General features: G+C 70.8%; 18 protein-coding genes and 1 tRNA gene. 10 read left to right on the top strand and 9 right to left on the bottom strand.

Features of this window, described 5'->3' with window-relative positions; all coding sequences use genetic code 11:
• The first annotated feature begins 23 nt into the window (after positions 1-23).
• On the top strand, positions 24-1,067 hold the full coding sequence (bagA, locus tag INTCA_RS02405) for an ATPase BagA (RefSeq protein WP_013491340.1): 1,044 nt from the start codon (positions 24-26) through the stop codon (positions 1,065-1,067).
• Positions 1,064-2,284, top strand: a complete 1,221-nt coding sequence (bagB, locus tag INTCA_RS02400) for an ArsA family ATPase (protein WP_013491339.1) — start codon at positions 1,064-1,066, stop codon at positions 2,282-2,284. The genes bagA and bagB overlap by 4 nt, the downstream gene beginning before the upstream one ends.
• Positions 2,285-2,365: 81 nt before the next feature.
• Here bagB and INTCA_RS02395 read toward each other — a convergent pair whose 3' ends face one another.
• Positions 2,366-2,671, bottom strand: a complete 306-nt coding sequence (locus INTCA_RS02395) for a WhiB family transcriptional regulator (RefSeq protein WP_013491338.1) — start codon at positions 2,669-2,671, stop codon at positions 2,366-2,368.
• A gap of 268 nt (positions 2,672-2,939) precedes the next feature.
• Between INTCA_RS02395 and INTCA_RS02390 the strand changes: the two genes are divergently transcribed.
• A complete protein-coding gene (locus INTCA_RS02390; RefSeq protein ID WP_013491337.1) occupies positions 2,940-5,375 on the top strand; it encodes a transglycosylase domain-containing protein in 2,436 nt (811 codons plus the stop codon).
• A 76-nt stretch (positions 5,376-5,451) separates the two neighbouring features.
• Here the strand turns inward: INTCA_RS02390 and INTCA_RS02385 are convergent, their stop codons facing one another.
• Positions 5,452-5,907 (bottom strand): GatB/YqeY domain-containing protein, encoded by a 456-nt coding sequence (locus INTCA_RS02385; protein ID WP_013491336.1) that lies wholly within the window; start codon positions 5,905-5,907, stop codon positions 5,452-5,454.
• Positions 5,908-5,983: 76 nt separating this feature from the next.
• Between INTCA_RS02385 and INTCA_RS02380 the strand changes: the two genes are divergently transcribed.
• The 5 genes from INTCA_RS02380 (at position 5,984) to INTCA_RS02360 (ending at position 10,824) form a co-directional block, all read left to right on the top strand.
• Complete coding sequence (locus tag INTCA_RS02380) at positions 5,984-6,916, top strand: metallophosphoesterase (RefSeq protein WP_013491335.1); 933 nt, start codon at positions 5,984-5,986, stop codon at positions 6,914-6,916.
• A gap of 188 nt (positions 6,917-7,104) precedes the next feature.
• Positions 7,105-7,178 (top strand) — tRNA-Pro (locus INTCA_RS02375).
• 470 nt (positions 7,179-7,648) lie between these two features.
• A complete protein-coding gene (locus tag INTCA_RS19385; RefSeq protein WP_041307169.1) occupies positions 7,649-7,870 on the top strand; it encodes a CarD family transcriptional regulator in 222 nt (73 codons plus the stop codon).
• Positions 7,871-8,193: 323 nt separating this feature from the next.
• On the top strand, positions 8,194-9,690 hold the full coding sequence (locus tag INTCA_RS02365; protein ID WP_013491333.1) for a phospholipase D-like domain-containing protein: 1,497 nt from the start codon (positions 8,194-8,196) through the stop codon (positions 9,688-9,690).
• A gap of 21 nt (positions 9,691-9,711) precedes the next feature.
• Positions 9,712-10,824, top strand: coding sequence for an AI-2E family transporter (locus INTCA_RS02360; protein WP_013491332.1), 1,113 nt, complete (start codon positions 9,712-9,714; stop codon positions 10,822-10,824).
• A gap of 93 nt (positions 10,825-10,917) precedes the next feature.
• Here INTCA_RS02360 and INTCA_RS02355 read toward each other — a convergent pair whose 3' ends face one another.
• From INTCA_RS02355 to INTCA_RS02345, 3 genes are all read right to left on the bottom strand, one after another.
• Positions 10,918-11,205: a DUF1905 domain-containing protein gene (locus INTCA_RS02355; RefSeq protein ID WP_013491331.1), complete on the bottom strand. Its 288-nt coding sequence runs from the start codon at positions 11,203-11,205 to the stop codon at positions 10,918-10,920.
• A gap of 274 nt (positions 11,206-11,479) precedes the next feature.
• Positions 11,480-12,526 (bottom strand): helix-turn-helix domain-containing protein, encoded by a 1,047-nt coding sequence (locus INTCA_RS20050; RefSeq protein WP_013491330.1) that lies wholly within the window; start codon positions 12,524-12,526, stop codon positions 11,480-11,482.
• Positions 12,527-12,771: 245 nt separating this feature from the next.
• On the bottom strand, positions 12,772-13,620 hold the full coding sequence (locus tag INTCA_RS02345) for a sigma-70 family RNA polymerase sigma factor (protein ID WP_013491329.1): 849 nt from the start codon (positions 13,618-13,620) through the stop codon (positions 12,772-12,774).
• 248 nt (positions 13,621-13,868) lie between these two features.
• Between INTCA_RS02345 and INTCA_RS02340 the strand changes: the two genes are divergently transcribed.
• Positions 13,869-14,240, top strand: coding sequence for a hypothetical protein (locus INTCA_RS02340; protein ID WP_013491328.1), 372 nt, complete (start codon positions 13,869-13,871; stop codon positions 14,238-14,240).
• Between the two features lie 67 nt (positions 14,241-14,307).
• Here the strand turns inward: INTCA_RS02340 and INTCA_RS02335 are convergent, their stop codons facing one another.
• The 4 genes from INTCA_RS02335 to INTCA_RS02320 all read right to left on the bottom strand — a co-directional run bounded on the left by INTCA_RS02335 (position 14,308) and on the right by INTCA_RS02320 (position 17,731).
• Positions 14,308-14,559 carry a hypothetical protein gene (locus INTCA_RS02335; RefSeq protein ID WP_013491327.1) on the bottom strand — a complete coding sequence of 84 codons (252 nt, stop codon included), beginning with the start codon at positions 14,557-14,559 and terminating at the stop codon, positions 14,308-14,310.
• A gap of 2 nt (positions 14,560-14,561) precedes the next feature.
• Positions 14,562-15,686 (bottom strand): carboxylate-amine ligase, encoded by a 1,125-nt coding sequence (locus tag INTCA_RS02330; RefSeq protein ID WP_013491326.1) that lies wholly within the window; start codon positions 15,684-15,686, stop codon positions 14,562-14,564.
• 153 nt (positions 15,687-15,839) lie between these two features.
• Positions 15,840-16,715 (bottom strand): SDR family oxidoreductase, encoded by an 876-nt coding sequence (locus tag INTCA_RS02325; protein ID WP_052338067.1) that lies wholly within the window; start codon positions 16,713-16,715, stop codon positions 15,840-15,842.
• A 29-nt stretch (positions 16,716-16,744) separates the two neighbouring features.
• Positions 16,745-17,731, bottom strand: coding sequence for a TIGR03885 family FMN-dependent LLM class oxidoreductase (locus INTCA_RS02320; RefSeq protein ID WP_013491324.1), 987 nt, complete (start codon positions 17,729-17,731; stop codon positions 16,745-16,747).
• Between the two features lie 146 nt (positions 17,732-17,877).
• Between INTCA_RS02320 and INTCA_RS02315 the strand changes: the two genes are divergently transcribed.
• Positions 17,878-19,563: an alpha-amylase family protein gene (locus INTCA_RS02315; protein ID WP_013491323.1), complete on the top strand. Its 1,686-nt coding sequence runs from the start codon at positions 17,878-17,880 to the stop codon at positions 19,561-19,563.

Raw genomic sequence — 19,563 nt, 5'->3', positions numbered from 1 at the left:
GGGGCGCGCCGTAGAGTGCCCGTGTGACGGATGCCCACGCGATCGGCGCGCCCGAGTGGCAGCGCGCCCGCCTGCACGTCGTCACCGGCAAGGGCGGCACCGGCAAGACGACCGCCGCCTCGGCCCTCGCGCTGGCCCTCGCCTCCGGGTCCGGCACCCCCAGACGCGTCCTGCTCGCCGAGGTCGAGGGGCGTCAGGGGATCAGCCAGACCTTCGACGTCCCACCGCTGGGCACCGACGAGACGCGGATCGCCCGGACCAGGTCCGGCGGCGAGATCCTCGGCCTCTCCGTCGACGCCAAGGCGGCGCTCCTCGAGTACCTCCAGCTGTTCTACAAGCTCGGCCGCGCCGGCAAGCTCCTCGAGAAGTTCGGGGCCATCGACTTCGCCACGACCATCGCACCCGGCGTCCGGGACGTCCTGCTCATCGGCAGGCTCTACGAAGCCAACCGACGCCGGAGGGACGGCCGGCACCGAGGAGCGAGCCCAGCGGCATACGACGCGATCGTCATGGACGCCCCGCCCACGGGACGCATCGGACGCTTCCTCAGCGTCAACTCGGAGGTCGCCGACCTCGCCCGCGTCGGCCCGATCCACAGCCAGGCCGAGTCGATCACCGACCTGCTCGAGAGCGAGCAGACCCTCGTGCACATCGTCACCCTGCTCGAGGAGATGCCGGTGCAGGAGACCCTCGAGGCGGTCCGGGAGCTGCGGTCCAAGGACCTGCGCGTCGGTCTCATCTTCGTCAACATGGTCCGCGACCCCCTCCTCGACGACGTGGCGCTCGAGCAGGCCCGCACCGGAAGGCTGCACAAGCCGTCCATCAGCAGCCAGCTCGCCGACGCCGGAGTCACGGCCACCCCCGAGCTCGTCGACGGGCTGCTCGAGGAGGCCTACGACCACGCGCACCGGGTCGACCTCGAGACCGAGCAGCTCGCGCTCCTCGAGGAGACCGGCCTCCCGCTGGTGATCCTCCCGGCGCTGCCCGAGGGCGTCGACTCCGGCTCGGTCCGCGAGCTCGCCGACATCCTGCTCGACGAGCTCGAGGAGGTGGGACTGGCGCGATGACCCAGACCCCGCACACCCCGGCCCACCCGCCCGCCCACTCGCCGGCACACGTCCGGGCTGCCCAGGCCGCCCCGCGACTCGACATCGACGCGATGATCGCCGACCGGTCGGTCGAGGTCGTCGTCTGCTGCGGTGCCGGTGGGGTCGGCAAGACGACGACCGCGGCCGCACTTGGGCTGCGGGCCGCGGAGGCCGGGCGGCGGGTCGTCGTGCTGACGATCGACCCCGCGCGCCGGCTCGCCCAGGCCCTGGGGCTGAGCGAGCTGGACAACACGCCGCGGCCCGTCGTCGGCTTCGACGCGTCCGCGGGCGGCAGCCTCGACGCGATGATGCTCGACATGAAGCGGACCTTCGACGAGGTGGTCCTCGCTCACGCCGACCCCGGCAAGGCCGAGCAGATCCTCGCCAACCCGTTCTACCAGGCGGTCAGCTCGTCGTTCGCCGGCACGCAGGAGTACATGGCGATGGAGAAGCTCGGCCAGCTCAAGGCCGCGGCCGGCTCCTCCCCGGACGGGTGGGACCTCATCATCGTCGACACCCCGCCGTCCCGCTCGGCCCTCGACTTCCTCGACGCCCCGAACCGGCTCGGCAGCTTCCTCGACGGACGGTTCATCCGGCTGCTCAGCGCCCCGGCCAAGGCGAGCGGCCGCGCCGGGGTGAAGGTCTTCGGCCTCGGCGTGCAGCTCGTGAGCAGCACCATGACGAAGATCCTCGGTGGACAGTTCCTCACCGACGTCCAGACGTTCGTCGCGGCGCTCGACACGATGTTCGGCGGCTTCCGCGAGCGCGCCGACGAGACCTACCGGCTGCTGTCCCGCGCGGGCACGTCGTTCCTCGTCGTCGCCGCCCCCGAGCGAGACGCCCTCCGCGAGGCGTCCTATTTCGTCGACCGGCTCCAAGCGGACCGTATGCCGCTGAGCGGGCTCGTCGTCAACCGCATGGGTCGGGTGTCGGCTGGGGCGCTGACGCCCTCCCGCGCGCTGTCCGTCGCCGAGGCGCTCGAGGACCGCGGTGGGCCGAAGTCGGCCGAGAACGCGGCGGGGCTGCTGCGCCTGCACGCTGCCGTGGTCACCATCGCGCAGCGCCAACGCGAGCTGGCCGAACGGTTCTCCCGCTCGCACCCGGACGTGCCCGTCCGCCAGATCCCGGCGCTGAACCGGGACGTCCACGACCTGGAGAGTCTCCGAGAGATCGGGAACGCGCTTGCTGGGCCGTGAGCCCCGCCTCACGACCCAGCAAGTGGTCTTCTCTGTGGTGTTGCCGTGGCGGGACCGGCTGACCGGTCCTGCCGTTGCCGCTCAGGCGGACTTCGCCTGGGCTTCCATGCCGGCCCGCAGTGCGAGCTTCCACGATGTGATGTCCGGCCGCTTGCGGAGCAGTGCGCGCCGCTCGCGCTCGGTCATCCCACCCCAGACGCCGAACTCGGTCCGGTTGTCGAGAGCCTCAGCGAGGCACTGCGCCAGCACGGGGCAGGTCTTGCAGACCGCTTTCGCCTCGTGCTGGGCCTTGCCTCGGACGAAGAGCGCATCCGGGTCCTTACCCGTACACGCCGCCTGGCTGGCCCACTCGTCGAACCATGTTGTCGAAATGGTGGCGACACTCATTCTGTTCTACCCCTCCCCGCCCGGCACCTCCCACGACACCGGGGTGGACCAAGACCGTCCCACCGGTCCTGACCGAGCCCCCTTCGGCCCAAATGAGACATTACGAGCGATGCCCCGAACGGGGACATAGGCCGAATGCATCATTTGTGCCGGTCGGTGACTAGTCACCGCCAGACCACCGCTGACCAGCAGTGATCAACCGGGACGCACCTCAGAGTCGCCGGCGGCGGCGCCTGATACCACAGGGCCAGCGGTTACCCTTGGCCCCATGTCGTCCTCCCGCACCACGTCCATCGGCGGCGTCATCAGCCTGCTCGGCGCGTTCCTCGCGGCAGCCCTGGTGCTCGGCCTCCTCGCGGCCGGTCTCTTCATGCCTGCGGTCGGTGCGACCGGCGCCATCGCTCGCAGCGGCGTCGACATCTTCAACGAGCTGCCGGGCGAGTTCAAGACCGACCCGCTGAGCCAACAGTCGCGCATCCTCGCCGCGGACGGGAGGGTCATCGCGACCCCGGCGGAACAGAACCGCATCATCGTGCCGCTGAAGAACGTCGCACCGATCATGCGCGAGGCGCAGGTCGCGATCGAGGACCACCGCTTCTACGATCACGGCGGCTTCGACCTGCAGGGTGTCGTCCGGGCTGCGATCGCCAACCTCCGCACCGGTCAGACCACCTCCGGCGCATCCTCCCTGACGCAGCAGTACGTCAAGATCTCGCTCCAGTACTCCGCGCTCAACCAGGGCGACAAGGCGGCGGCGCAGGCCGCGGTCCGCAAGGACTACATGCGCAAGCTCAAGGAGCTGAAGTACGCCATCACCCTCGAGAAGAAGATGACGAAGGACGAGATCCTCCAGGGCTACCTCAACCTCGTCTACTACGGCGACCAGGCCTACGGCGTCGAGGCCGCCTCCCGCCACTACTTCTCGATCCCGGCCAGCAAGCTCAGCCTGTCGCAGGCGGCACTCCTCGCGGGTCTGACGCAGAACCCCGGCACGACCGACCCGGTGAACTACCCGGAGCGCGCCCTCGCGCGGCGCAACGTCGTCCTCGACCGGATGCACGAGCTCGGCAGGATCTCCGACAAGGAGTGGACCGACGCCAAGAAGCGCACGCTCAAGCAGGACCTCAAGGTCTCGCAGCCGAAGAGCACCTGCCTCGCCTCGCCGTACCCCTACTGGTGCGAGTTCGTCATCAACTACGTCGAGACCATGCCGGAGCTCGGCAAGACGGTCGAGGCGCGGCGGCGGCTGCTCCGCACCGGCGGCATCACGGTGCAGACGACCCTCGACCCGAAGATCCAGAGGATCGTCCAGGAGGAGGTCACCCGCAAGGTCCCCATCGGTGACCCGTCCGGTGTCGGCGCGGCGGCGTACGTCACCGAGCCCGGCACGGGCCGCGTCCTCGCCTTCGCCCAGAACACGAAGTACACCGTGGGCAAGCAGAGCCGCGGGAAGACCGGCGTGTCGTGGGCACTCGACAAGCGGTGGGGCGGGTCCGGGGGCTTCCAGTTCGGCTCCACGGCCAAGGCGTTCTCCCTGCTGACCGCGATGGAGTCCGGGATGAGCACCAAGGCCAGCGTCAAGGCCAAGGCCGCGGGCGACAAGCCGGCCACCTACCAGCCGAGCGAGTTCGCAAAGGGCTGCGGGCCCGGGACCGAGTGGAAGGTCCTCAACGACACCCCGTTCAAAGGCGGGTCGATCTCCCTGATGAAGGCGACCGCGCTGTCCACCAACACCGCGTTCGTGGCCCTCGCCCAGCAGCTCGGCGGCTGCAAGGTGTGGGACACGATGAACCGCCTCGGCCTGCGCACGGCGAGCGGCCAGCCCGTGCCGAAGTACGCGCCGGCCTATATCCTGGGCGCTGCCGAGGTCTCGCCCCAGGGCGTGGCCCACGCCTACGCCACCCTCGCTGCGGACGGCAAGAAGTGCTCGATGGTCGTCGTCACCAAGGTGACGCAGGGCTCCAAGACCCTCGCGGCGCCGAAGACCAAGTGCGACCAGGTCGCGAAGGCCGACTACGTCCGCGGGACCGACAAGTTCCTCGAGTACAACATGACCAACGGCTCGGGCGTGCGCAACCAGCTCGACGGGCGAGAGTCGGCCGGCAAGACGGGTACGTCCGACAAGAACAACGAGTCGTGGTTCGTCGGCTACACGCCGAACCTCGTCACGTCCGTCTGGGTCGGCACCCCCGACGACGGCAACAAGCGCCTCATGAAGAACGTGCGGGTCGGCGGGCAGTTCTACCCCGTCATGCACGGTGCGTCGATCGCGGCGCCGATCTGGAAGGGCATCATGAACCGGGCCCTCGAGGGCGAGCCGGTCCTGAGGTTCAAGGAGCCGTCGGACAAGGTCCTCAACGGCGAGCTCGTCGACATCCCGAGCGTCACCGGTCGGACCGTCGCCGACGCCACGAAGATCCTCGAGGAGGCCGGCTTTCACCGTCGACGTCGGCGGCTCGATGGGGTCGAGCATCCCCAAGGGCCTCGTCGCCGGCACGTCACCGTTCGCCCGGGCACCCCAGGGCAGCGTCGTCACGATCTACACGTCCGAGGGCCCGAGCCAGCCGACGAACAAGGGCAAGCCCGATCCGAAGCCGACCATCACGATCGAGCCGCCCCCCGACCAGAAGCCGACGAAGCCACCGCCCCCCAAGCCCAACTCCACGGCGACCGCGGACCAGCCCAGCGCCTGAGGGCAGGCTGACGCGGGCGCGAGCCCAGCGGCATACGGCCGATGAGGAGGGCCCCGACACGAGCGTGTCGGGGCCCTCCTCATGAGCTCAGCCGGCGAGCACCCTGCGGACGATCGCAGCGACCCGGCCACCCTCGGCTCGTCCCGCGACGGCGGCGTTGGCGGCCTTCATCGCCAGGCCCATCTGCTGCATGCCGCTCGCACCGGATCCGGCCACGGCCTCCCGGACGATCGCCTCGAGCTCGGACTCGTCGAGCTGCTTCGGCAGGTAGCCCTCGAGGACGGCGAGCTCAGCCTGCTCCGTGTCGGCCAGCTCGGTGCGGCCGGCGGTCGTGTAGGCCTCCGCGGCCTCTCGACGCTTCTTCGCTTCCTTGGCGAGCACCTTGAGGACGTCGTCATCGGTCAGCTCGCGGTGCTGCGTCCCCGCGACCTCCTCGGTCGTGACCGCGGTCAGGGCCATGCGGATCGTGCCGGCCCGCACCTGGTCGCGGGATCGCATCGCCGCCGTGAGGTCCGCCTTCAGCTGGTCCTTGAGAGTGCTCATGCGGCCCAGTCTCTCAGGTCGCACCCGACGAGCCGGAATTGCTTTTCGCGCCACCGCGGATGCGAGGATGGGCGACATGCGCGCCCTGACCAAGACCGTCCTCGGCGTCGGCGCTGCGGGCGCCGGCGTCCTCGCGTGGGCGTCGCTCGTCGAGCGCAACGCCTTCGTGCTCAGGCGGTTCGAGCTGCCGGTCCTCCCTCAGGGGGCCGAGCCGTTGCGGGTGCTGCACCTCTCGGACATCCACCTCGTCCCACGCCAGGGTCGCAAGGCGCAGTGGCTGCGCCACCTCGAGTCGCTCGACCCCGACCTCATCGTCAACACCGGCGACAACATCGCGGCCCACGACGCCGTGCCGGCCGTGCTCGACGCGTTCGGGTCGCTGCTCGACCGGCCCGGCGTCTTCGTCCTCGGGTCCAACGACTACTTCGCGCCGAAGGTGAAGAACCCGTTCCGCTACCTGACCCGCCACCACGCCAAGGGCACCGGCGACACGTCGCGGCTGCCCACGTCCGACCTCGTGCACGGCTTCACGTCACGTGGCTGGGTCGACCTGACGAACCGGCACGACAAGCTCGTCATCCGAGGGCGGCGGTTCGACTTCGTCGGCGTGGACGACCCCCACCTCGGCTACGACCGCCTCGACCTGGTGCGGCGGCCACCACATCCCTCGGCGGAGCTGACGATCGGCGTGACGCACGCGCCCTACCAGCGGGTGCTCGACGCGTTCGTCGAGGACGGCGCCGGCCTCGTCATCGCCGGTCACACCCACGGGGGGCAGGTGTGCGTGCCCGGTTACGGCGCGCTCGTCACCAACTGCGATCTCGACACGTCCCGGGTGAAGGGGGTGTCGCGGTGGTGGCCGGGGGCCGCACACCAGCCGTCGTCCGCGGCACCGGATGGTGCAGCGTGGCTCGAGGTGTGCGCCGGCCTCGGAACGTCGCCCACCGCGCCCGTGCGGCTCGCCTGCCGACCCGAGGCCGTCCTCCTCACCCTGGTGGCGCGAGGGTAGCTCCGGGATGACTTCGGGCCACCTCCGGATTCGGTTGACGTCACATCGGTAACCACGGGGTTGCCGATCTGACGTCAACCCGCGTCCGGTCCACGGCCGATTCGGAGTTCGCTGGGGTGCTGCGCTAAAGTCTCTCCTTGCTGCCTCAGGCACGCGCCGCAAGCGTGTTGCCGCCGGCAGATGCAAGACGGGGTGTGGCGCAGCTTGGTAGCGCGCTTCGTTCGGGACGAAGAGGTCGCAGGTTCAAATCCTGTCACCCCGACTCACGTTTCAGCAGGTCAAAGGCCCTTTACCCAGTCCGGGTGAAGGGCCTTCGCCGTGCCTGACGGAGGAGACGGTGGAGCGCTTCCCCGACGTCAGCCGGGACCGGGAGGGACCTCGAGATCGACGGGTGTGAACCCTTCGTGCTTCGCGACGGCCGGGCGCTGACGAACACCGTCGTCTTCGACCAGATGGCTTTCGCCCGTCAAGTTGGTCTGCTGCCACCGGACGCGTCGGGCGCCGACAAGGCCTTGAAGGGAGTGTTCAACGCCAAGACGAGGGCTGCCGATGCACTGCGCCGCCCGCGGCGGTCACGCTCCTGGCCGAGCGCGTCGAGGGCGGAGCCTCCGGCCCAAGCCGGCCAAGCGGTCCCAGCTCCTGGGGTTGGCCTCGCCCAACCCGAGCCATGTGATGCTCGTCCCCCGTGGGCGGCGGTGGCTCGAGCGGCCTCGTGCGCGCATACTGGGGGCAATGGCAACCTCATCTGCACACCCGCGTCCGCGTCCCGCCAGCAGTCCCTTCAAGCCGCACGTCGAGCCGGAAGTCGAGGACTTCACGGTGGGCGACCGGGTCTCACACGACTCCTACGGGGTGGGTCGAGTCGTGGGGATCGACGCCAGCGGCGCCACCGTGGACTTCAGTGGCCGGACGATCCGGGTCACCACCCCCTTCCGCAAGATGACCAAGCTCTAGGCCGGTCAGCGCGCGGTCTTCAGCGGCGTGAAGCGCCTGGGCCATCGCCTCACGCCACAGCGGGTTGCACATGGCGCCGGTCGGCCACGTCGAGCGCAGCCACGTCGATGGGGGTCATGTCCGCCACGCTAGGAGCCCGTCGGGGTCGGCTGCTTCTCGATTCGTGACCGGTTCCCACGACGATGCCGTATGCCGCTGGGCTCGCCCGCGCCCAAGGAACGATGGGCGCGGAGCCAGCTCAGCGGCATACCCCATGAAGGGAGCATCGACGCGAAGGTCACGGCTCCTCGCGCTTCCGCGCCACGGTGCGCGACGATGCACGTATGGATCTCGCATCCCGGGTGGCTCGGCTGGACGCGAAGGTGGGGGATGCCCTCGAGGCGGTCCTGCGCCGGCACCACGTGCGGAGGTTGGCCGGCCTCGGCTGGTCCGAGGCGCTCACCGCCACGGCTGGGACGGGATGGTGGGCGCCCGGCGTCCCGGTTCGCCCGGGGAACCGGGTCGACGTGCTCATCGACGGTGCTGCCGCGTTGCCGGCCATGGAGGAGGCGGTGCGCGGGGCCCGCGAGTACGTCCACATCGCCGGCTGGCACTCGTCGCCCGACTTCCAGCTCTCTCGCGGGCCCGGGTCGATCGCCCTGCGCGACCTGCTCGCGGAGGTGGCCGAGCACGTCCCCGTGCGACTGCTCCTCTGGGCCGGTCCGCCCCTGCCCGCGTTCGAGCCGACCCGCCGGATGGCCAGGGCGGCACGCGACGGCTTCACCCAGGGCAGCCGGGTGCAGTGCGCCCTCGACCGGCGGGAGCGGACCCTCCACTGCCACCACGAGAAGACCGTGGTCGTGGACGGCAGGGTCGCCTTCGTCGGCGGCATCGACCTGACCGCCCTCCAGGGCGACCGGCACGACGAGGACCGCCACCCACCGAAGCACCCGCTCGGCTGGCACGACGTGGCCGTCCGCCTCGAGGGCCCCGCGGTGGCCGACGTGGCCCGCCACTTCGTCCAGCGCTGGAACGAGGTGACGTCGGACCACGTGGCCGAGCCCGGGTCTGAGCAGGACCCCCAGCCGCAGCGGCAGCCGGCGGCGACGATCGGACCGCAGCACGCCGGGGACGTCGAGGTCCAGGTGCTCCGGACCGTTCCGGAGCGGATCTACACCTTCGCCCCGCGGGGGGAGTTCAGCATCCTCGCCGCCTACCTGCGCGCTCTCAGGGCGGCCGAGCGCTTCATCTACCTCGAGAACCAGTTCCTCTGGTCCCCGGAGGTCGTCGACATCCTCTGCGAGCGGCTGGCCAGTCCCCCGCGCGACGAGTTCCGCGTGCTGCTCCTGCTGCCGGCCCGACCCAACAACGGCGCGGACACGACGCGCGGCCAGCTCGGCCGGCTGCTCGAGGCCGACGGCGGGTCCCACCGCCTGCTCGCGACGACGATCTCGGCCCACGACGGCGGGACGTCGGCACCGGTGTACGTGCACGCCAAGGTCGGCATCGTCGACGACCGGTGGCTCACGGTCGGGTCGGCCAACCTCAACGAGCACTCCCTCTTCAACGACACGGAGATGAACGTCCTCACCTGCGACCCCGACCTCGCCCGCAGGACCCGCCTGCGGCTCTGGGCGGAGCACACCGAGCGGCCGGTCGAGGCCATCGACGGCGACCCGCACACCGTCATCGACGCGGTCTGGCGTCCCATCGCGGAGGAACAGGCCCGTCGCCGTCGCGACGGCCTGCCGCCGACCCACCGGCTGCGGCTCCTCGAGCACGTCTCACGCCGGGCCGACCGTCTCCAGGGCCCGCTCCGCGGACTGCTCGTCGACGGCTAGCGGTGTGGGAGAGTTCCCGTCATGAACCCACCGCAGCCGCCTGCGGCAGCGAGCGGACCCTGGCAGGACCGGCTGGGACGAGCCGCCATCCGCAGCCTCCAGGTCCTCGCCGTGCTCACGCTCCTCGTCATCGTCGTGTGGGTGGGGGTCCAGCTGCGCCTCGTCGTCGTGCCCCTGCTCATCGCCGTCCTCATCGCCGCCGCGGCGAGCCCGCTCGTCACCTGGCTGAACCGCCGTGGCCTGCCGCGCGCGCCCTCGGTGTGGGTCACGCTGCTCGCCGCGTTCGCGGTCCTCGGCGGGCTGGGGTGGCTCGTTGCGCGCGCCGCCCAGGACCAGTGGGGTGAGCTCGCGGCGGGCGCCGGCGAAGGGGTCAAGGAGCTCGAGCGGTTCCTCGCGGAGTCACCGCTCGGGCTCGACCGAAGGGAGATCGAGGACCTGTGGGCGCAGGCCGCGGAGTTCCTGGCCGGGCCCCAGGGCCAGGGCGTCATCACCGGAGCCACCCTGGTCGTCGAGATCCTCGCGGGCATCTTCCTCGGGCTCGTCCTGCTCTACTTCCTCCTCAAGGACGGGGACCGCATCTGGACCTTCCTGCGCAGCGAGCTGCTGCCCGACCGGCACTCGCCACGCTTCGACCGGGTCGCCGCGGAGGCCGTGTCCACCTTGGGCGGCTACGTCCGAGGCACCGCCCTCATCGCGCTCGTCGAGGCGACGTTGATCGGCGCCGCCGTGGCGATCCTCGGCGTGCCGTTGGCCCTCCCGATCGCCATCGTCGTCTTCATCGGCGCGTTCATCCCGCTCCTCGGCGCGACGGCCGCCGGCGCGCTCGCGGCGCTCATCGCGCTGGTCAGCAACGGTGTCGTCGCTGCCCTCGTCCTCGTGGCGGTGGTCATCGTCGTCAACCAGCTGGAGGGCGACGTCCTGTCCCCCTACGTCTTGGGCAAGGCCGTGTCGCTGCACCCCCTCGCCGTGCTGCTCGCCCTCTCGGCCGGGACGATCTCCGCGGGCATCATCGGGGCCATCCTCGCCGTGCCGTTCGCGGCCGTCGCCTGGTCGGCGATCACGACCTGGCGCAGCACCGAGGAGCCCGGGCGCGGTTCCCCGCAGCCCCCACCGCCCGCAACGCCCCCACAGTGAGCGACTGACACGACCGGTCGATCGAGGGTGTACCGGGACGGCTGCGCAGGTGCGGGTTCGCCGGTGTAGGCGAAGGCGTCAGGCCCGCCCTACTCAGACATCGAGGATGAGCCGAATCGAGACGACCTCGCCCAGCTCGAGGGACTCGGCCTGACGGACGCCGTCCTTGAGCGGGACGAGGAAGGCTCCGTCCTTGGGGAAGAGCGACGTGGTGAACTCGGTGTCGCCCACGACCGCCGTCACCGGGATGACCCCCCAGCCGTAGGTGACGAGGTGCTTGACGGCCTCGATCTGGGCCGACTCCCCGTCCGGAACGCGGACGAAGTGGTACGGCGCGGGCCCTCGCCACCAGACGATCTCGCCGCTGAACTCCAGGTCCATCCGGCCAACCTAGGGCCCGATCGCGTCGTGCGACGAGTTCGTCCCGGCGCGCATGGGGACTGATGACGCACCTACCGGCAGTCAGTCACCCGGCTGCGTGCGTGGAGCCGGGCACTGCGGGGCGCAGGGTGCGTCATCAGTCCCTGACGCAACCGGCCGGAACTGCACACTCGACGTGTGCGGGTGGCCGGGCACACTCGACGTGTGTGGGTGGCCGGGCACACTCGACGTGTGTGGGTGACCGGGCACACTCGACGTGTGTGGGTGACCGGGGTCAGCTGGCGAGCGTCTGGCTGGGGACCTCGCCGAAGGCGTCCCGGTAGTACGCCGTGAACCGGCTCGACCCGCTGAAGCCCCACTTCGAGGCGACCTCGGTGACGGTCACGCCGGCGTCGGGCTCGGCGTGCGCGAGCTCGTCGTGCACCCGCGCCAGCCGGACCCTGCGCAGGTAGGCCATCGGCGTCGTGTCGAGGTGGCGGCGGAAGGCGAGCTGGACGGCCCTTGCCGTGACTCCCGCCGCGGCAGCGACGTCGGCGACGGTGAGGTCGTCGTGAGCGCGCTCCTCGATGAAGGCGATCGCGTCGCGCACCGTCTCGGCCGTGATCGGCAGGTCGGTCACGGGTTGCGGGGCGGCGTCGGTGTCGCGCCGCACCGACTCCATCGTCGTGTTCGGGAAGGTCGCGAGCGCGACTGCGGCGAGGAACCGGGCCGCCTCGCCGACGACGAGCGGCGTGACCGGCACGCCGGGGACGCCGGACAGGGTGCGGGCCACGTGGGTGACCGTCTCCTGCCAGTGCAGCTCGGCGGCCCGGCTCACGGGCCGGCTCCCGGTGAAGACCACGTCGGTCACGCCGGTGGTGGCCGCCGCGATGTCGCGGATCAGCGCCAGGTCGAGTCGGACGCAGTGGGCACGTGGCGCGTCGCCGGTCCAGTCAACTCGACTGGTCTCGGCCGCGCGGGCCAGGCACACGGACTGGCCGGGGCCGACCTGCTCGACGCTGCCGGCCGCGTCGAGGCGGATCTGGCCCCGCTCGCCGGTCAGGAAGAGCGCCGACTCGGACGAGCCGGTCGAGTCGGTCCCGGTCGGGCCGGCGTCATCGCGCGGACGGAGCTCTGCCGAGAGGCCCGCGCCGGACAGGACGTCGATGGAGAACCGCCCTGCGTCGGTGTGGGCCAGCGCCACATAGGGCCCGTCCGGGCAGCCGACGAGGCGAAGCGGAACGCCGAGCTCCTCCGCGCAGATCCGCTCGATCGCAGTCGGGTCCGTCGCCGTGAGGGTGACGTGGTGGATGCTGCTGGTGGTGCTGGTCGATAGGGACATGATCAACTCCGAGGCTGTCGTGTCCGAGGGCCATGGTTTGACCCGTCCGCGCCCGTCTCCGGGCCGCCGACCATCCGACCATATACCACTTCTCCTCCTGATTGCACCCTGGGCCGCCGCCTCTTGGGGCGCAGGTCACATCACCGACCCAACCCCCGCCCCGGAAAGGGTGAACGCGCCGACCGTGGTCGGCGCGTTCACCCGCTTCCTCGACCGGTTGGGGGAAACCGGGTCGAGGCCTGCGGTCAGGCGGCGGTGGCGCTGCGGTCGTCGTCGACCGTGACGCCCATCTGGGTGCGCAGCCTGTCGAGGACGGCCCGGACGAGGCGAGAGACCTGCATCTGGCTGACGCCGAGCGCGAGGCCGATCTCCTTCTGCGTCATCCCGTCGACGAACCGCATCTGGAGCAGCTCACGGTCCTTCTGCGACAGGCTGCTCAGCGCGGTCCCGAGCGAGACCCGGTCCGCCGCCGACTCGAGCTCGTCCTGCGGCTCGGCGAGGCTCTCCGCAAGGGAGCGGGACTCGTCGTCTCCGAAGGTGAGGTCGAGCGACAGCGGGTGGTAGCTGTGCTCCGCGGACAGGCACTCGGAGACCTGCTCCGGGTCGACGCCGACCTCCTCGGCGAGGTCCTGCGTGGTCGGCGAGGTGCCGTGCTCCTGCTCCCAGTGCTCGCGGGCGAGGCGGAGGACAGGGCCGAGCTCCTGGAGCCGCCGGGGCGGGCGGACCATCCACCCGTGGTCCCGGAAGTGCCGCTTCAGCTCGCCCGAGATGGTCGGGAGGGCGTAGCCGATGAACGACGAGCCGGGGCCCGGCTGGTACCGCTTGATCGCGACGAGGAGCGCGAGCCGCGCGACCTGGACGAGGTCCTCGGTCGGGATGCTGCGCCCGGCGTAGCGGGCAGCCACGCCATCACAGAGGTCGAGGTGGAGCCGGACGATCTCGTCGGTGAGCCTTTCGCGCTCCGCGCAGTTCGTTGTACGCGAGAGCTCGAGGAGCAGCTCCTCCGCCTTCCGGTCCCTCTCGACGAATCGGCCGCGACGGCGGCTGATCGGGGTGGGCGTGCTGGTGGGGGAAACGGACTTCATGCGTGACATGACTCATCTCCTGCTTCTGCGGGTGACGGAGTCAGCTCGTGGTTGAACCGCTCGTGAAGTCCCTTCAACCTTGGCGGTGCCGCTCCGGGCGGGACCACCACGAGAACGAACACTTTGCGCCGTCGGCACCCCCCGAAAACGAAGTCCACGCCGGAAAGGCCCGATTTGAGAGGGGTTTGCGCGAGACCGGTTGGGGTAGGCGCCGCACGAGGGGCACGAGCCCCAGGACGTTGACGAGAGGAGTCGTCGTGAGCGTGACGAGCTTCCAGGACCTGCCGTTGGCCGACCGGGACCGTGAGTGGGACGGCGACGCTGCCGAGCGCCGGGTGCGCGAGTGGGCGGGGGCCGAGGACGGACCCAACGAGAAGTACCGGGACGCCCACGTCTGGTACGACGCCGAGAACAAGAACAACTTCACCGCGTACAAGCTGCTCATCGCGGATGTCGTCGACGGTCGGCTCAAGGCGGTGCCGCGGGGAGTCATGGCTGCGGCAGCCGTCATGCAGGGCTCGCGCGGAGGAGTGGACCTCCCCGACAAGGACCGCGACCGCGTGCGCAGCCACCTCGCGAAGTACTACGCCAAGTGGGACGACGAGCCCCCGTGGGAGCGCGACGGATGACCCTCCCGTGAAGGGGTATGCCGCTGGGCTCGGTCCGCGCGAGGGTGCCGGCCCGCTCCTCCCGAGGTCAGCCCTGGTCGAGCAGGGTCCTGGCCACACCGAGGTCGTCCACGAGCTGCGCTCGGTCCACCTCACGCTGCCGCGAGCGCAGGACCGACGACGGGTGCGCGGTCGCGACCGCCACGGGCACCGGCCCGCCTGAGCCGCCTGAGCCGCCTGAGCCGGCAGCGCCGCCAGGGGTCCAGTCCGGCGGCCAGTCGAGGGGCCGGCCGGCGAGGTTCTCGCGAGCTGGCAACGGTCGCGGCGGACCGGCAGGCATGCTCAGTCGTCCTCCTCCTGGCCGGCGGTGACCCGGACCGCGTGCGCGACGACGTCGATGAGCTGGCCGGTCCGCTCCATGGTGCGGGTCTGCAGCTGGGCACCGTTGCCACGGGTGCGGATCCGCTCGAGACCCTCCTTGACCAGCTCGACGTCCCCCGCCTCGGACAGGGCGGGTGCGACGTACTCGACCAGCCGGTCGACGACGTCCCACGCGAGCCGCGGCCGGGAGGTGAACGGGTCGAGCAGACGTCCCTCGGTCCCCTCCCGCGCGGCCTGCCAGGTGGCGAGGCGCACCATCGTCGTGGGCACGTCGGGGACCGGGACCGAACGGGCCCAGTCGCGCGCCGCCGTCTCGACGAGGCCCCGGCAGAGCGCCGCGAGGAGGACGGCGTCACTGGCCCGGAGGCACACGTCGGCCACCCGGATCTCGACGGTCGGGTAGTGCTGGCTCAGGCGGGCGTCGAAGTAGACCATGCCCTCGTCGAGGATGACCGAGGACATCGTCATGTCGCGCACCATCCGGTGGTAGGCCGCGGCGGAGCCGAAGATCTCGGTGGGACCGTTCGAGGGCCACCGGCCGAACGACTGCGAGCGCCAGCTCGCGAACCCGGTCGCCTCGCCGTTCCAGAACGGCGAGTTCCCGCTGAGCGCGAGGAGCACGGGCAGCCACACGCGGATCCGGTCGAGGACACCGACGCCCTCCTCGTCGGACCCGATGGCGACATGGACGTGCAGCCCGCAGGTGAGATGCTGCTTGGCGACGATCTGGTAGCGATCGTGCATCCACGCGTAGCGGGTCGACTCGACCGGGATCGGAGTCACCGGCAGCGGTGAGGTCGCGAGCGCTGCGACGCTCGAACCGACCTGCCGGGCAGCGGAGTTCGCCTCGGTCCGCCAGTGCCGGACTTCGCGCTCGAGGTCCTCGAGGGACTCGACGGGGGCGGTGTGCGTCTCGATCATCTGCTGCTGGAACTCGCCCTCGAGGGCGCCATGGACCCCGAGGCCGGCGACGGCCTGCTGCTGCATGGCGGCACGCAGGACGAGCTGTCCGGACACCGACTTGGGCCGACCGTTGCGCACGTCGACGAGGAGCATCTCCTCCTCGACACCGACCGTTCTGACCATCCCTACCTCCAACCCACAGGGGCCCAGCCGACCATGAGCGGGTGCCTCCGAGGGGGCAGGTCCACGATCGGCTTCGCCGCTTCGACATTACGCCTTGGAGCGCTCAGCGCCCATGCGCTGGGAGCCAGCCCAGCGGCATACGGTGAGGTCTGCTCAGAACACCGCTCCCCCGCCCGTGACGCCGACGACGGTGCCCGAGACGTAGCTGGCGTCGGACGGGGAGGCGAGGAACACGAAGGCCGGGGCCACCTCGCCCGGTTGGCCGGCGCGCCCCAGCGGGGTGTCGGAGCCGAACGTCTCGATCTTCTCCGTGTCCCGGGTGGCCGGCTGCAGCGGGGTCCAGATCGGCCCGGGCGCCACCGCGTTGACGCGGATGCCCTTCGGGCCCAACGACTGCGCGAGGTTGACGGTGAGGTTGTTGAGGGCCGCCTTGGTCGCCGCGTAGTCGAGCAGCGCCGGCGACGGGTCGTAGGCCTGGATCGACGTCGTGTTGATGATCGACGAGCCCTCCCCGAGGTGTGGGAGCGCCGCCCGGCACAGCCACAGCACCGCGTGGAGGTTGGTCCGCATGACGCGCTCGATGTTCTCGTCGGTCAGTCCCTCGAGCCCGTCACGGGGCCCCTTGTCCCAGTGGAACCCCGCGTTGTTGACGAGGATGTCGAGCCCGCCGAGACCCTCGACCGCCTCGGCGACGACACGGTCGCAGGTCTGGCGCTCCGTGAGGTCACCGGGCACGAGGACGGCCGTGCGGTCAGCCTTGCGGACCCACGATGCGGTGTCCTCCGCGTCGGCCTGCTCGTCCGCGAGGTAGTTGATCGCCACGTCGGCGCCCTCCCGGGCGAAGGCGATGGCGACCGCGCGGCCGATTCCGGAGTCGCCGCCCGTGATCAGCGCCTTGAGCCCCTCCAGCCGGCCGTGGCCGACGTAGGTCTCCTCGCCGTGGTCGGGAACCGGCTCCATCCGCTGGGTGAGTCCGGGCGGGTCCTGCTGCTGCGGCGGGAAGCCGCCCTTGTCGTCGCTGCGGACCATCGAGGCCGCGCGCTCTCCGATGCTGCTGGTCACGATGTGCTCCTTCCAGTGAGGGCAGCGGGGGTGAACTGAGGGAGGACCGCTGCTGCGAATGCGTCGATGAAGGGCGCCTGGTCGGTGCCGACGAAGTGCACCATGACCGCGTCGAAGCCGTCGTCGAACGCCTGCCCGATCCGGGCCGCATGCGACTCGAGATCGGCTGATACGTGCACGGAACGGCGGACGTCGTCCTCGGTGACGTGCCGCCCCAGCTCGTCGAAGGCGTCGACGGAGTCGGTGTCCCACGCGACGGGCGAGCCGAAGACGTTGCTGCGCCACTGCTGCATCGCGATGTCGAGCGCCTCGTCCTCGGAAGGCGCCCAGCTGACGTGGAGCTGGAGCCGGGCCGGCCCCCGCCCGCCGTGCTCCCGGTAGGCCTCGGCGGCCCGCCGGTCCCCGCCCTCCTGCTGGTTCACCGTGATGAGCCCGTCGGCCCAGGCCGCGGCGCTGCCGGCCGTCTCGACGCTGACCGCCGCGGCGACGAGGTCCGGGGGCGTGCTCGGGCGGGACCAGACCTTGGCCCGGTCGACCGTCACGAGCCCGTCGTGGGACACCCGCTCGCCGTCGAGCAGGCGCCGGATCACCTCGGCGCACTCGACGAGCCGCTGGTCCCGGAGCTCCTTGCGCGGCCAGCCGTCACCGGTCACGTGCTCGTTCACCGCCTCCCCCGAGCCGAGGGCAGCCCAGAACCGCCCGGGGAACATCTCTCCCAGGGTGCCGATGGCCTGCGCCGTGATGGCGGGGTGGTACCGCTGGCCCGGCGCCGTGACGACGCCGAAGGGCAGGCGCGTCGCGTTGAGCGCAGCGCCGAGCCACGACCAGGCATAGCCGGACTGGCCCTGGTCCGTGCTCCACGGCTCGAGGTGGTCCGAGCACATCGCTGCCGTGAACCCGGCCGCCTCTGCGTGCCTGACGTCCTCGAGGAGCTGGGAGGGGGGAATCTGTTCGTGCGAGCAGTGGAAGCCGATCGTGGGCATCCGGTTCCGTCCTTCGTCGAGTCGTCGGCGCGGGCGCTGGCCGCTCTTGCGTGCAGCAGCCGTCTACCCGGTGCGGCATCGGCAAAACCCCTGAGGATGCGTCCGGAGGCGTGGCTTCGGGCGTGTTCGTGGGTAACCGGCCATCCATGAGAATGAGCCAGACCGGTGACCTGTGGTGGAAGACGGCCGTCCTCTACTGCGCCGACGTCCAGACCTTCTACGACTCCGACAGCGACGGCGTCGGCGACCTCAGGGGGATGACGGAGCAGATCGAGTACCTCGCCGACCTCGGCATCACCTGCCTGTGGCTCATGCCGATCTACCCCACCCCGTCGAAGGACGACGGCTACGACATCACCGACTTCTACGGGGTCGAACGCCGCCTCGGGACGCACGGTGACTTCGTCGAGCTCGTGCGGACCGCGCGAGCCCACGGCATCCGCGTCATCCTCGACTTCGTCATGAACCACACGTCCGACCAGCACCCGTGGTTCAGGTCGGCGCGGCGCAGCACGGACGACCCCTACCGGGACTACTTCGTGTGGAGCCCGACGAAGCCGAAGACGAACCCGAAGGACATCGTCTTCCCCGACCAGGAGGACAGCCTCTGGGAGCTGGAGCCGAAGACCGGGGAGTACTACCTGCACCACTTCTACAAGCACCAGCCGGACCTCAACGTGGTCAACCCGGCGGTGCAGGAGGAGATCGCCCGGACGATCGGCTTCTGGCTCGAGCTCGGGGTGTCCGGGTTCCGGGTGGACGCCGTGCCGTTCCTCATGACGCCGGACACGGTGCCGGCCGACCACCACCAGGTCTCCTTCGACCCGAAGCGCTACCTCGCGGACGTCCGCAAGTACGTGACCCGACGGGTCGGCGACGCGCTGCTCCTCGGGGAGGTCAACCTGCCCTACAAGGACCAGAAGACGTACTTCGGCGGTGCGGACGGCGACGGGCTCAACATGCAGTTCGACTTCGCGGCGATGCAGGCCCTCTACCTGGCTCTCGCCCGCGAGGACGCGCGCCCGATCGAGGGAGCCCTGCGCCGGCGCCCGGCCCTCGACGTGACCAGCCAGTGGGCCAACTTCGTCCGCAACCACGACGAGCTGACTCTCGACCAGCTGACGGACGAGGAGCGACAGGACGTCTTCGACGCGTTCGGACCCGATCCGGGGATGCAGCTCTTCGGCCGGGGCCTGCGCCGACGGCTGCCGTCGATGCTCGGCGGTGACGGCCGACGCCTCCGCCTCGTCTACTCGATCATGTTCTCCCTGCCCGGGACACCGGTGCTCTTCTACGGCGAGGAGATCGGCATGGCCGAGAACCTCGACGTGCCCGGTCGTCTCTCGGTCCGGACGCCGATGCAGTGGGGCGACGACCCGAGCGGGGGCTTCAGCGACGCCCCGCCCCGCAAGCTGACCCGGCCGATGCCCGACGGGCTCTACTCGGCCGAGCGGGTCAACGTCGCGAGCCAGCGCCACGACCACGACTCCCTGTGGTGGTTCATCCGCACCCTGATCCGGCTCCGGCGGCAGTACCCCCAGATCGGCTGGTCGACCGTGGAGGTGCCTCGCACCAAGCCCCGGAGCGTCCTCGCACACCTGGCCCGGGAGGAGGACGGCTGGACCATGCTGGCGCTGCACAACCTCGCCCCGGAGAGCACTCTCGTCGACGTCTCGCTCGGCGAGGTGCCACCCGGCTCCGTGCTCGTCGACCTGCTGGGCGACCGCCGCGAGCACCCCGTCGCCGCGGACGGGAGCATCGAGCTCGAGGTCGAGGGCTACGGCTACCGGTGGCTCCTGCTGCACCGTCCGGGCGACCGCCCGCCGAAGTGA

The organism is Intrasporangium calvum DSM 43043 (assembly GCF_000184685.1).
GTDB classification, from domain to species: Bacteria; Actinomycetota; Actinomycetes; order Actinomycetales; family Dermatophilaceae; genus Intrasporangium; species Intrasporangium calvum.
This window is presented reverse-complemented; position numbering and strand designations above follow the sequence as displayed.